This is a genomic window from Acidovorax sp. NB1, assembly GCF_005405905.1.
Classification (GTDB): domain Bacteria; phylum Pseudomonadota; class Gammaproteobacteria; order Burkholderiales; family Burkholderiaceae_C; genus Acidovorax.
This window is the reverse complement of the sequence record NZ_BJHU01000025.1, coordinates 1-12177: the sequence shown is the minus strand read 5'-3', so window position 1 is coordinate 12177 and position 12177 is coordinate 1. Positions and strand designations below refer to the sequence as shown.

The following is a 12177-nucleotide window of genomic DNA, read 5'->3' as shown; positions in this document are numbered from 1 at the left end:
GGATTACTTGAGGGTGAATCGAACCGAGGCGACGGATTTGCCGCCTTTGGTGACTGCCGCAACGGCTTTCGTTCCTGCTGCCACCTTGAAGCTGCCCGAAGCTTCCAGCTTTCCATCGACTGGCAACAGCTGGACGTCCTGCTTCTCAGTACCGGTCAACAGCGTGACCTTTGCCGCCATTCCAGCAACGTCTGCAGGCTTGCCATGGTCGCGGACGTAGAGCTGCAGCTTGTCGGTGCCGGACACAAGCTCATAGTCCACGTCTTTTGCCTGGGCCACTACACCGCCATGCAGCGGCTTTGTGTCGTGGTTGTCTGCGGCGATTGCTGCGCCGGAAATGAATACGGTGAGTGCGAGGAGAAGCTTGGTTGCTTTCATTGGATTTCCTTTGCTGAACAGAATAAAAAATGGGCCCCGCAAACTGCGGGGCCCGAAGGCCCATTACTGGGCGGAGGGAACTGGGTGTACAGGTTCTGCGGTCACGTCCTCAACCTGCTCGTCAGGCTTGTGGGCCAGGCGATAAAGGATGGGCAGGACCAAGAGCGTCAGGAGCGTCGAGGAAAGAATGCCGCCGATCACAACGGTGGCCAACGGGCGCTGCACCTCGGCCCCGGTTCCCGTAGCGATGGCCATTGGGATGAAGCCCAGAGAAGCAACGAGTGCCGTCATGAGCACGGGACGCAGACGTGTCAGCGCGCCTTCACGGATCGCATCGTCCAGTGCAACGCCTTCCTCTCTCAACGTGCGGATGTAGGAGATCATCACCAGGCCGTTGAGCACCGCGACCCCTGAGAGTGCGATGAAGCCAACTGCCGCGGAGATCGACATGGGGATGTCGCGAAGCCAAAGCGCAAGGATGCCCCCCGTCAGCGCGAAAGGAATGCCCGTGAACACCAGCAGGCCGTCCTTGGCATTTCCGAACATTGCGAACAGCAGCACGAATACGAGCAACAGTGAGACGGGCACCACAATCTGCAGGCGCTTGGAGGCAGACTGCAGGTTCTCAAACGTGCCGCCCCAGCTTGTCCAGTAGCCCGTCGGGATCTTGATCTGCGCCAGGCCTTGTTCGGCTTCTGCAACGAAGGAGCCCACATCGCGGCCGCGCACGTTGGCGCTCACCACGATGCGCCGCTTGCCGTTCTCGCGGCTGACCTGGTTAGGGCCGGGGGCGAGCTCAAAGGAAGCGACTTCGGCAAGTGGGATGAAGTTGGTCCGCGCTTCCGCAGTGCCCGCTGAGCGAGGCAGCGGGATGGGCAGTCGCTTCATGCCTTCCATGTCATTGCGGATCGCTTCGGGCAGGCGCACCAGGATGTCAAATCGCCGATCACCCTCGAACATCGTTCCGGCTTCACGTCCACCGATGGCTGTGGCCACCGTGTCCTGGATGTCGGCCACGTTCAGGCCATAGCGAGCCGCCTTCTGGCGGTCGATATTCACCGTGAGCATCGGCAGCCCGGTTGTCTGCTCGACCTTCACCTCCGATGCCCCTTGGATCTTCTGCAGCATCGAAGAGATCTCTTCTGCCGACTTGTTCAGGACGTCCATGTCGTCCCCGAAGATCTTGACCGCGACGTCGCTGCGCACGCCGGAGATAAGTTCGTTGAAGCGCAACTGGATCGGCTGCGAGAACTCGTAGTTGTTGCCGGGAATCTTGCCGACCACCTCTTGGATGGCGGTAAGCAGTTCGTCACGAGTCTTGCGTGGCTCGGGCCATTGGTCCATGGGCTTGAGCATGATGTACCCGTCCGAGATGTTCGGCGGCATGGGGTCCGAGGCAATTTCTGCAGTGCCGGTTCTGGCAAATACCCGGTCGATTTCAGGGAACTTCTCTTTCAGCGTCCCTTCGATCTGGCGCTGCATGGCGATAGATTGCGAGAGGCTGGTACCGGGGATTCGCAGCGCCTGGATGGCAAGGTCACCCTCATTGAGTTGGGGAACGAACTCGCTGCCCATTCGGGTCGCGATCAATCCGCAGAGCACCACGGCCACTGCGGCAATGGAGAGCACTACTGCCTTGGCGGACATGACGCGATCCAGGAGCGGCGCATAGATTCGCTTCGCATGGCCGAGCAGGAAGTTTTCCTTCTCGCTGACCCGGTTGCCTATGAACAGTGCGACTGCGGCGGGGATGAAAGTCACCGACAGGATCATTGCGCCGACAAGTGCCGCGACCACGGTAAACGCCATCGGGTGGAACATCTTTCCTTCGACGCCAGTGAGGGCGAAGATCGGCAGGTACACCACCATGATGATGAGCTGACCAAACAGAAGGGCGCGGCGAGACTCTTTCGATGCCAGAAACACTTCATGGAAGCGCTCGGCCCGTGTCAGTGGTCGACCATGGTGGGCTTGGGCGTGCGCCAGGCGGCGAACGCAGTTCTCCACGATCACAACCGCGCCGTCAATGATGATGCCGAAGTCCAGCGCTCCAAGGCTCATCAGGTTGGCACTGACCTTGTAGTTCACCATGCCGGTGAACGTGAAAAGCATCGACAGCGGAATCACCGTTGCCGTGATCACCGCAGCCCGGATATTGCCCAGGAAAAGGAAGAGGATCACGATCACCAGGATCGCGCCTTCCATGAGGTTCTTCTTCACCGTGCTGATGGCCTTGTCCACCAGGACAGTGCGGTCGTAGACGGTGACCGCGTGCACGCCTTCTGGCAAGTTGCGGTTGATCTCCACCATCTTCTTGTCCACGGCTTGCGACACGGTACGGCTGTTCTCGCCGATGAGCATGAAGACCGTACCGAGCACGACCTCACGGCCGTTGTCCGTGGCAGCGCCAGTGCGCAGTTCCCGGCCGATCGATACGTCGGCGACATCCCGCACACGCACAGGGACACCGTTGGCACTGCTCAAGATCACGTTGCCGATATCTTCCATCGACTTGACCTGGCCAGGGGCGCGAACCAGGTACTGTTCGCCGCGCTTCTCGATGTAGCCCGCGCCAACGTTGCCGTTGTTGCGGTCCAGAGCAGTGACGATGTCTTGCAGCGTCACGCCGAGGGATGCCAGGCGCTCGGGGATTGGCGCAATCTGGTATTCCTTCGCAAAACCGCCGATGGAGTTGATTTCGGTGACGCCTGGAACATTGCGCAGCTGCGGCTTGATGATCCAATCCTGGATTTCACGCAGGTCTGTCGGGGTGTAGGGGTTACCGTCTGGCTTCTTGGCTCCATCCTTGGTTTCAACCGTCCACAGGTAGATTTCGCCCAGGCCGGTCGAGATAGGTCCCAGCGCAGGGGTGATGCCTGCCGGCAACTTATCCCGGGCCTCCTGGATGCGTTCGTTCACCAACTGGCGCGCGAAGTAGATGTCGGTGCCGTCCTTGAAGATCACCGTGACCTGGGAAAGGCCGTAGCGTGACAACGACCGGGTCTGCTCCAGATTGGGGAGACCGGCCATGACCGTCTCGATGGGGTAGGTCACGCGCTGCTCTGTCTCCAGTGGTGAGTAACCGGCGGCTTGCGTGTTGATCTGCACCTGGACGTTGGTGATGTCCGGAACAGCGTCGATGGGAAGCTTCTGGTAGTTGAAGACGCCCAGGGCACCCATTGCAATGGCAGCGAGCAGCACCAGCCATCGCTGCTCGATCGAAAATCGAATCAGTTTTTCAAACATGTGTGAGGCTCCGTGATCAGTGCGTGTGCTCGGCGGACGCCTTGCCCAGTTCGGACTTCACGACGAAGCTGCCGGACGCTGCGTAGGGCGTTCCGGGCTTGATGCCCTGAAGAACCTCGATACGCTTGCCATCGCTGCGTCCCAACTGCACGGGCTGGGCAATGAAGCCTCCATTGACCTTGAGGAAGACAACAGGCTTGTCCCCAACCGTCTGGACTGCGTCTGCAGCGATCGTCACGGGCACAGTTGCCTCATCAGCCACGACCTCGACGTTCACGAACAGGCCTGGCCGCCATGCTCCCTTGGGGTTATCCAACACCACCCGCGCCTTGGCGGTTCGGGTTTGCTCACCGATGAGCGCGCCCACGAAGGCCACAGTGCCCGTCGCTGAAGCGTCGAACGCGGTGGCCTTGATGGTGACTTTCTCACCGACCCGCACGAGAGGGAGATCCTTGGCTGGAACGTTGATTTCCGCCCACACCTGGCTCAGATCAGAAATCGTGAACACGGCGGCGTCTTCCTTGACGGCTTCGCCGAGGCTCAGATGCTTCTCGATGACGATCCCATCAAAGGGCGCACGCAGCTCAAGCCGGTTCAGGCCCGAGGCGGAAGAGGACGACAGACCCAATGCCCCCAACTTCTGGTTGGCGTTGGCGACAGCAACTTCGGCTTCGTTGAGTGCCTGCTTGGCCTGCAGGTAGTCCTGCTCCGCCGAGACCTTCTGCTCCCAAAGCTTCTTCTCCCGCTCGTAGGTCGTCTTTGCCAAGGCCATGCGCTTTTGGGCCGTCTGCAGCTCGCTGCGCTGCTCCGATGCTGTGGGACTCGCGATAGCGGCCAGCACCTGCCCCTTCTTGACGACCTGGCCCAAGCTGGCGTTAACGCTTTCCACCACGCCAGCAAGGCGTGGAACCACGTGCGAGGTGCGATCTTCGTTGAGGCGGATCTCGCCGGGCAGCAGCAGCGCAGACTTGATGCTCGCAGCAGATGCCGAGTCAACGCCGATGGCTGCCGCCTTGATCTGGGCATCGGTCAGCTCGACCTTGCCTTCTTCCTTGCTCATCACGAACATGAAAGGCTCATTGCCCTTTTGCGCAATGATCTCGATGTCAAACGCGTGTGGTTCTGCCACGCTCTCGCGGCTCACCCACCCGTCCTTTTCCTGGATGAACGAGAGCGTCTGTTTTTCACCCGTCGGCCGGGTAATTGTTGCGGCGACCGTGGCGGCGCTCTGCGGCAGTGGCTTGTCCTTGTCGAACATCCAGACGCGAAGGCGCGGCTCGCCGCCGTCTTCCGCAAGCAGAGCTTCCAGGCCGAAGTCGCCTTCCTTGAAGAGGCTGCCACCGTTCGTCCCCTTGGACTCACTCTTCTCGTGATGCTCCCCGTCGGCATGGCCTTTGTCGTCATCATGGCCCTTGCCATCCGCTTTGCCATGGTGCTCGCCGTCTCCGTGCCCCTTGGCTTCAGTGTGGGTGCCGTGGCCGTGGCCATCTCCCTCACCGGCCGCAGCCTTCGTCTTGCCTCCCTGCAGAATGAGGGCGCCAGCACCAACGCCCATCGCGATGACGACGGCGATGGCGATCAGGTGCTTCTTGCTGATGCTTGATTTGATGGAGTTCATGGTCGATCTCAGTTTTGCTTGTTGGTCGGTGCATTGGGCGTCTGGCTGCCCAGGAGTCGGTCGATCTCCGCGGCTGCTCGATGGGCTTCGGCCAACGCCTTGAGGTACTGCGACTTGGCTGTGAAGTACGTGCGCTGTGCGTCGAGAACTTCGAGGAAGTTAAATTTGCCGTTCTCGAACCCCACGGTTGCTGCGTCGTAGGCCGACTTGGAACCAGGGAGCACGTCACCTCGCAACGCCTGCACTTCGGTAGTGATCGTTGCCAGTCGATCGTGGGCTTGGGTCACCTCGCTGTGCAGCCGCACGGTGGTGGCTTGCAATTCGTCCCTTGCTTTGTCCTCAAGCTTCAGGGCCTCCAGCAGGTTGCCCTGGTTGCGGTCGAACAGTTGTAGAGGCACAGACACTCCGAGCAGGAGCATGTTGCGCTGTGTCTCATTGCTGCGCTGCATACCTGCGCTCACAGTGACGTCCGGCACCCGCTTGCTCTGCTCCACCTCGGTCAAGGCGATGCGCCGATCCACTTCGACCTTGGCGACAACAACGGCAGGGGATGACGCAACCAGGGATTGCAGCGCCGCGATATCAGGAACGGCAGGAAGGCTCTCGGCCTCGCCTTCCAGCAGGAGGGTCATCCCGGTGGTTCGGCCCAACAGTGCATAGAGGCGGGTCAGTGCATTGCGCTCTTCGCCCGCCGCCTGCGCCAACTCCACGCGTATGCCGGCTTCCGCAACGCGTGCCTTCGTCTCCTCGACGGGGGAGACCTTGCCCGCAGCCACACGCTTCGCAACAGTGTCAGTGGATGACTTGGCAAGCGCTGCACTGTCCTTTGCCAAGGCCAACCGCTCTTGGGCCGTCAGTGCTTCGAAGTAGGCGGCAACCACATTGGCACGCACCGTGGATTTCACCTCAGCGAGCTGAGCCTGTGCCTGCTCCCGGGCCCTTTCCGCGGCCTTGGTCCGTGCCGTGCGCTTACCGCCGAGTTCAATCGGAAGGTTGAGCTGCCAGCTTTGCGTGCGCGTTTTGGACCGGGTGTCTTCGAGCGAGTACGCAAACTCCGGATTTGGGCGCGCGCGTCCCTGAATGACTTGCCCTTCTGATGCCTCGACCTGGCGCATGGCCGCGGCAACGTCTGCATTCCCTTCCAGTGCCAAGTCGATGGCCCTGGCCAACGACAACGGGGCTGCGGACGACGCCAACGCGCTGTGAGCAATTATCGATTGGCTTCCTTGGGTGCCTGCGGGCACGCCCTGGGCGAGCGCGACCGATCCGCTCGCAAAAATCGTGGCGGCAACAACTGCTGTGACCGCAAAACTCTTTCGGCCGGGTACAGCGACCAGGCGATTTGAAACATGAATTCCCTTGAACATCCGATTCTCCAGTGACCTTGAAACACGGGGAAATCGGCGGGATGGCAACAACAACGTCACCTAGCTGCTCAAGTCCATTTCGGCTGCGGCGCGCGCGGCGACTCCGCCCTATCGAAGGCGGATAAAGAATGGATCGAGGAAGAAGCCCCGCCGATTAGGCGAGGGAGGGCCACTGAGGGCGGTCTGGGGGGATGGGGCTGACGCCTGCTAGCGGTGACAAGACCGGGGCGTTCATTCCGTTACCGCGATCTGCAGGCATTTTGGAATCTGGCACGTAGACTGCACCGAGTCCAAGGCCATGGCATGAGCGGCAATCGGGGTCGAACTTGTCGAGATTCTTCTCGCCCACTTTGGCGTTGCCAACGGTCGTATCCGATTCATGCTGGTGTTCGTGATGACCCACGTGCTGCACAGTAGAGGCGGACGTAGCGCGCTCATGCTGGCAGTACGAAGCTACCGCAGCCCAGCTGAACTGGAGCGGTAGCAGTACGAGCATCAAAGCGACGACCCAGCGACTCATTTTTTCAGTCTAGCATGGCAAGTTGAATTCTGAGCACTAGGTATCGAAGAACAGCGCCGCAGCTTCACATGCCTCGGACGCTCCCCGTGTAGCCGCGTTCCGCTGCCACGTCCGCAGTGTGACTGCCACGGTACATGCCTGGAAATACGTCCTTGAGCATGCGCCCGTCTTCACCATTGGCGACGATCTCTCCGTGAAGAATTGCCTCGGCCAGTTCATGTTTGACTTCGTCGCGCGACTTCGGCGAAACAGCCGCCACTGCCTGCGAAGGATAGCTCCCTGGAGCGATCTCATTCAACTTAGCACCAGATTCGCCAGCGGCCATCATCTCTCCTGACTTGATCGCTTGGCCCAGTTCCTGCTGCACTTGCTCACGCGTCTTCTTGGGCGCGGTTGCTGCTTGCGCAGGATAGGCGCGGGGGTTCATTTGGCGTAGCGTCATGCTCGACTCACCGCTGCCCATGATGTCGCCGCTGCGAATGGCTTGGAACAGTTCAGCGCGAACCTGTTCACGGGTGAGTGGAGCCGATTGCGCAGAGGCGAGCAGAGGTGCGGCGCCCAGAGCGGCGAGAAGGAGTGCGGTCTTGAATTTCATGGTGTGGTCCTTTGAGTTAATGTGATTGAATAAATGAAGGGCGGATTACGGCAGCTGTTGGGCGTTGACCCACCCAGCTTCGCCGCCCATGTCGCGCATGCCATCTGCTGTGATCGGGTTGCGCTTGGCATATTCGAGCTCCTGCAGCACCTGGTCCCGGCTCTTGGTGAGGGTCGGCGCTTTGACGAGCGGGTAGGTGGCGGGATAGCCACGGCTGATCCATTGGAGCGAGCCGTCTTGCTGGGCTACAAGCACGGTATTGCGAACGGAGTCCCGGCTCACGGTGTTACCCAGGTGGTCGGGAGTAAACACAGCTCCCTGCTCCTGCACTGGGCTGGCGTGATAGGCCGACGCGGCGAACGAAGTCGTAGCGACGGTGGCCAGGCCAACGATGATGAGTGCGTTGCGAACTTTCATGATGTTCTCCAGTTGCACCGGACGCCTCTTTTTTTGGCTACCGGGGTGACACGCTTTGCATCACGAAGAGAAGTCTAAAAATCTCGCCCTATCAAGGCAGTGACTGCCGGATTACGCTTTTGACAGCTTGGATCTCCACTGCTGAGTTGGATACTCTTCGAACCTGAAACCTTGGGGCTGGCGGGAGGGCTCCTGATAGCAAAGTCGCTCAGTCCCCAAAGAACATACAAGATCGAAGCGGTCGCGCCGATCACGGGGCCAGGCCTCCGTGCGCCTGACGGCGAGCAGGCCGAGTAGGTGGATGGCAAGCAATCAGGTAATTTCGGAGGGGCAAACTCGTTACTTTTCTTGCAGTTGATGTCGCGTTAAATGCGAAAGCCCCCATTGCCGACGCAAGATCAGAATGGTCTCTGCCGACCTGGAGCTGCCACGCTGAAAGTCGGTTTAGCAGCGGTTGCGGTCGGTCGTCCAGCCGCCATGGAAGTCCGCTGGCGATCTCTTATCGGAGGTTCGGAGCGGGGGGCCATCCTTTTTCGGGATGGAGATGAAACACAACAATCTGTTGAATCCGGACACGGCTTGCGCCTTCAAGCCAGCCTAAGTAGGTTCGGGAGGTTCATAAGCGGCTTGATAAGACGTTAAGTGTCTCTCAGCATGCAGCTCGCTAAGCATGATCGAATTGGCATAGCCTTATCTACTCAAGCGACGGCCGCTCTCGATCTTGACGCCCGGTTGATCTTTGCGAATGGGATTGACCTTCTCATCATGGCAAGGTTCATAGTCAAACCGTGAATCAACCAAAGGAGGCTCACATGGTCCATTTCAATGTTCCTGATATGACGTGCGGTGGTTGCGCTCAGCGCATTCGTCGAGCAATAGCTCAGACCCAGCTGCCAGCAGGCGTCGAAGTAGAAATCGATGTGGCCACGCGGCAGGTCCGCGTTCCTGGGCAAGTCGAAGACGACACTGTGGAGCTTGTCCGCTCCGCAATTGAGCGTGCCGGATACAAAGCAGACGCCGTGGCGGGGACTTCATCGCGCCGAACAACCGGTGGCTGCTGCTGTGCGTCTCGGTCCACAACCTCTGTTGATGTGAATCAAGGCGCTGCGAACCGTACGTCGTCATGCTGCAGTTGAACCTACAAGGAGACCATCATGCGTCTGAATATCGTCGCTGGGCTGTTGACAACCCTTTTCGTGGCGGGCTGTGCCGTCGCGCAATCTCCTAAACCTGCGGACGAACACGCAGGCCACCACCCCGGTGATGCGCAGAGCGGTGGCGTAGCCACCCAGTCTGCCCCGGCAGCTACTACCCCGCCAGCACCGGACGCCTTTGATCGTCTGATGAAGGCGATGCAGGAAATGCACAAAAAAATGCAGGCGGCCAAGACTCCCGCCGAACGTTCTGCGCTGATGGATGAACACATGAAGCTCATGCAGTCCGGCATGGTCATGATGGGTGCAGGTAATTCTGGTGGCATGGGTATGGGGATGATGCAGCAAGGGGCGCAGGCCAAACCTGCCGCACCTGCAGCCTCTGGAAACTCGGGCATGGGAGGCGGCATGATGGGCATGCACGCTCAAATGGAGCGCCGCATGACCATGATGGAACAGATGATGCAAATGATGGTGGACCGCCAGGCGGCCATGCCATCCAAGTAGCGTCCCCCGCGAGCATCCCGAGGGGCGGCCCAGTTCGATTGAAGCGGCATTGCCTAGCGTCGCCACGCAGCCTCTCGATCAGCAAACTCGACGTCCCTGAGGGGGCCGCCCTAAGCCAGCCTCACGAAACCTCAGTGTCCAGCTGATCGCGTTTTCTCGGCTTTCTCATCAGCACATAGGCCGCAGGAATCACAAACAAGGACAGCAGCGGCGCTGTCACCATACCGCCCAGCATGGGGGCCGCGATGCGGCTCATGACCTCCGAGCCCGTCCCGCTGCTCCACACGATAGGCACCAGGCCCGCCAGGATGACGGCCACGGTCATGGCCTTGGGGCGCACGCGCAGCACGGCGCCTTCTCGAATCGCATCCAGCAGCTCTTCCAGCGTAGGCTGCCTGCCGTCTGGACATCTCTCTGCGAGTGCGTGCTTGAGGTAGATGAGCATGACCACCCCGAACTCTGCCGCGACACCCGCAAGGGCGATGAAGCCCACACCGGTGGCGATGGACAGGTTGTAGTTCATCAGGTACAGGAACCAGATACCCCCGGTGAGCGCAAATGGCAGCGTCGCCATGATCAGTCCCGCCTCGCCCATGCGCGAGAAGGTCAAGTACAACAGCACGAAGATGATCAGCAAGGTGGCAGGCACCACTACTTTCAGGCGGGCATTGGCCCGCTCCAGGTACTCGAACTGGCCTGAGTACGTGACGCTGACTCCGGGCTCCAGCTTGATTTGGCGGCTCACCGCATCGCGCAGGTCATTGGCCACAGATGCCAGATCGCGCCCCCGCACATCGACATACACCCAGCCCGATGGGCGGGCGTTCTCGCTCTTGAGCATGGGCGGCCCATCGGTGATGGAGATGCTGGCCACCGTACCCAGCGTGATCTGCTGCCCCATGGGGGTGGAGATGGGCAACTGGGCCAGGCGTTCTGGCGAGTCTCTCCACTCACGCGGATAGCGCAGGTTGATCGGGAAGCGGGCCAGGCCCTCGACCGTTTCAGACACGTTTTCACCACCGATCGCCCCGGAAACCATGGCCTGGATTTCGCTCACGTTCAGTCCGTAGCGCCCTGCGGCTGTGCGGTCGATGCGGACATCGACATAGCGCCCTCCGGTCAGGCGCTCGGCCAGTGACGAAGTCACTCCCGGAATGCCCTTGGCGACCTGCTCGACTTGGGCAGCGATCCCGTCGATCACCTTCAGGTCGTTGCCGGTCACCTTGACCCCGATGGGACTCTTGATGCCGGTGGCCAGCATGTCAATCCGGTTGCGGATGGGTGGAATCCAGATGTTGGACAGGCCAGGAATCTTGACGGCCTTGTCCAGCTCCTCGATCAGACCCTCGGGCGTCATTCCTGGACGCCATTGGTCTCTGGGCTTGAGCTTCACCGTGGTCTCGAACATTTCCAGCGGTGCCGGATCGGTTGCGGTCTCCGCGCGGCCAGCCTTGCCGAAGACGCGCTCGACCTCGGGAACCGTCTTGATCATCCGGTTGCTCAGTTGCAGAAGCTCCGTCGCCCGCTGTGCCGACAGGCCCGGGAGCGCCGAAGGCATGTACAGCAGATCGCCTTCGTCCAGCCTGGGCAGGAACTCGCCCCCCAGCCGCGAGAGGGGCCAGATCGTGGTCGTCAGCGCTAGCACGGCGATGACCAGGGTAGATTTTGGGCGGTGCAGAACCCACTCCAGGCAAGGCCGGTACACGGCGATCAGCGCGCGCGTGATCGGGTTCTTCTGCTCATCAGGGATGCGGCCCCGGATCCAGTAGCCCATCAGGACCGGAATCAGCGTGACGGACAGACCCGCTGCCGCCGCCATGGCGTAGGTCTTGGTGAACGCCAGCGGTCCGAACAGGCGACCTTCCTGTGCTTCCAGCGTGAAGACGGGCACGAAGGACAAGGTGATGATGAGCAGCGAGAAGAACAGCGCGGGGCCTACCTCCTCGGCGGCTTCGGTGATTACCTTCCAGCGCTCTTTCCCCACCAGTTGGCGGTCGGGATGCTTGTGCTGCCAGGCCTCCAGCTTCTTGTGGGCGTTCTCGATCATCACCACGGCCGCATCAACCATGGCGCCCACGGCAATCGCAATCCCGCCCAGGGACATGATGTTGGCGTTGATGCCCTGGTAGCGCATCACCAGAAACGCCGCCATGATCCCCAGAGGCAGAGAAATGATGGCGACCAGTGCCGAGCGCAAGTGCCAGAGGAACAAGACACAGACCACAGCCACCACGATGAACTCCTCCACGAGTTTCGTCGTGAGGTTCTGGATCGCCCGCTCAATGAGTGCGCTGCGGTCGTAGGTGGTCACGATCTCCACGCCCTGGGGCAGGCTGCTTTGCAGCTCACTGAGCTTGGCCTTGACGGCTTTTATG

The 12177-nt window shown here is 60.5% G+C and carries 10 protein-coding genes; 2 read left to right on the top strand and 8 right to left on the bottom strand.

Annotated features, from left to right (window positions below; translation table 11 throughout):
- Nucleotides 1-3: 3 nt before the first annotated feature.
- The 7 genes from AvAM_RS11265 to AvAM_RS11240 all read right to left on the bottom strand — a co-directional run bounded on the left by AvAM_RS11265 (nucleotide 4) and on the right by AvAM_RS11240 (nucleotide 8141).
- Nucleotides 4-378 carry a hypothetical protein gene (locus AvAM_RS11265; RefSeq protein WP_056637607.1) on the bottom strand — a complete coding sequence of 125 codons (375 nt, stop codon included), beginning with the start codon at nucleotides 376-378 and terminating at the stop codon, nucleotides 4-6.
- Nucleotides 379-441: 63 nt separating this feature from the next.
- Complete coding sequence (locus AvAM_RS11260) at nucleotides 442-3624, bottom strand: CusA/CzcA family heavy metal efflux RND transporter (RefSeq protein ID WP_056637604.1); 3183 nt, start codon at nucleotides 3622-3624, stop codon at nucleotides 442-444.
- Nucleotides 3625-3640: 16 nt separating this feature from the next.
- Nucleotides 3641-5242 carry an efflux RND transporter periplasmic adaptor subunit gene (locus AvAM_RS11255; protein ID WP_137747156.1) on the bottom strand — a complete coding sequence of 534 codons (1602 nt, stop codon included), beginning with the start codon at nucleotides 5240-5242 and terminating at the stop codon, nucleotides 3641-3643.
- An 8-nt stretch (nucleotides 5243-5250) separates the two neighbouring features.
- Nucleotides 5251-6609 carry a TolC family protein gene (locus tag AvAM_RS11250; protein ID WP_056637599.1) on the bottom strand — a complete coding sequence of 453 codons (1359 nt, stop codon included), beginning with the start codon at nucleotides 6607-6609 and terminating at the stop codon, nucleotides 5251-5253.
- A gap of 154 nt (nucleotides 6610-6763) precedes the next feature.
- Nucleotides 6764-7129 carry a cation efflux protein, CzcI family gene (czcI, locus tag AvAM_RS26135; RefSeq protein WP_343736098.1) on the bottom strand — a complete coding sequence of 122 codons (366 nt, stop codon included), beginning with the start codon at nucleotides 7127-7129 and terminating at the stop codon, nucleotides 6764-6766.
- 64 nt (nucleotides 7130-7193) lie between these two features.
- Nucleotides 7194-7724 carry a DUF4148 domain-containing protein gene (locus AvAM_RS11245; RefSeq protein WP_056637596.1) on the bottom strand — a complete coding sequence of 177 codons (531 nt, stop codon included), beginning with the start codon at nucleotides 7722-7724 and terminating at the stop codon, nucleotides 7194-7196.
- Nucleotides 7725-7769: 45 nt separating this feature from the next.
- Nucleotides 7770-8141, bottom strand: a complete 372-nt coding sequence (locus AvAM_RS11240) for a hypothetical protein (protein ID WP_056637592.1) — start codon at nucleotides 8139-8141, stop codon at nucleotides 7770-7772.
- Nucleotides 8142-8953: 812 nt separating this feature from the next.
- On the opposite strand from AvAM_RS11240, the gene AvAM_RS26130 reads away from it, so the two are divergent.
- Both AvAM_RS26130 and AvAM_RS11230 read left to right on the top strand, forming a co-directional pair.
- Nucleotides 8954-9277 carry a heavy-metal-associated domain-containing protein gene (locus tag AvAM_RS26130; protein WP_137747155.1) on the top strand — a complete coding sequence of 108 codons (324 nt, stop codon included), beginning with the start codon at nucleotides 8954-8956 and terminating at the stop codon, nucleotides 9275-9277.
- An 18-nt stretch (nucleotides 9278-9295) separates the two neighbouring features.
- Nucleotides 9296-9802 carry a hypothetical protein gene (locus tag AvAM_RS11230; protein ID WP_137747154.1) on the top strand — a complete coding sequence of 169 codons (507 nt, stop codon included), beginning with the start codon at nucleotides 9296-9298 and terminating at the stop codon, nucleotides 9800-9802.
- Nucleotides 9803-9923: 121 nt separating this feature from the next.
- On the opposite strand, the gene AvAM_RS11225 is transcribed toward AvAM_RS11230, so the two are convergent.
- Nucleotides 9924-12177, bottom strand: a 2254-nt coding sequence (locus AvAM_RS11225) for an efflux RND transporter permease subunit (protein WP_137747153.1), incomplete at its 5' end; no start/stop codon positions are given.

Excerpts from the sequence above, each read along its gene's own strand:
- AvAM_RS26130 (WP_137747155.1), top strand. The coding sequence starts at position 8,954 with ATGGTCCATTTCAATGTTCCTGATATGACGTGCGGTGGTTGCGCTCAG.
- AvAM_RS11255 (WP_137747156.1), bottom strand. The coding sequence starts at position 5,242 with ATGAACTCCATCAAATCAAGCATCAGCAAGAAGCACCTGATCGCCATC.
- AvAM_RS11245 (WP_056637596.1), bottom strand. The coding sequence starts at position 7,724 with ATGAAATTCAAGACCGCACTCCTTCTCGCCGCTCTGGGCGCCGCACCT.
- AvAM_RS11240 (WP_056637592.1), bottom strand. The coding sequence starts at position 8,141 with ATGAAAGTTCGCAACGCACTCATCATCGTTGGCCTGGCCACCGTCGCT.
- AvAM_RS11230 (WP_137747154.1), top strand. The coding sequence starts at position 9,296 with ATGCGTCTGAATATCGTCGCTGGGCTGTTGACAACCCTTTTCGTGGCG.
- AvAM_RS11250 (WP_056637599.1), bottom strand. The coding sequence starts at position 6,609 with ATGTTCAAGGGAATTCATGTTTCAAATCGCCTGGTCGCTGTACCCGGC.
- czcI (WP_343736098.1), bottom strand. The coding sequence starts at position 7,129 with ATGAGTCGCTGGGTCGTCGCTTTGATGCTCGTACTGCTACCGCTCCAG.
- AvAM_RS11265 (WP_056637607.1), bottom strand. The coding sequence starts at position 378 with ATGAAAGCAACCAAGCTTCTCCTCGCACTCACCGTATTCATTTCCGGC.
- AvAM_RS11260 (WP_056637604.1), bottom strand. The coding sequence starts at position 3,624 with ATGTTTGAAAAACTGATTCGATTTTCGATCGAGCAGCGATGGCTGGTG.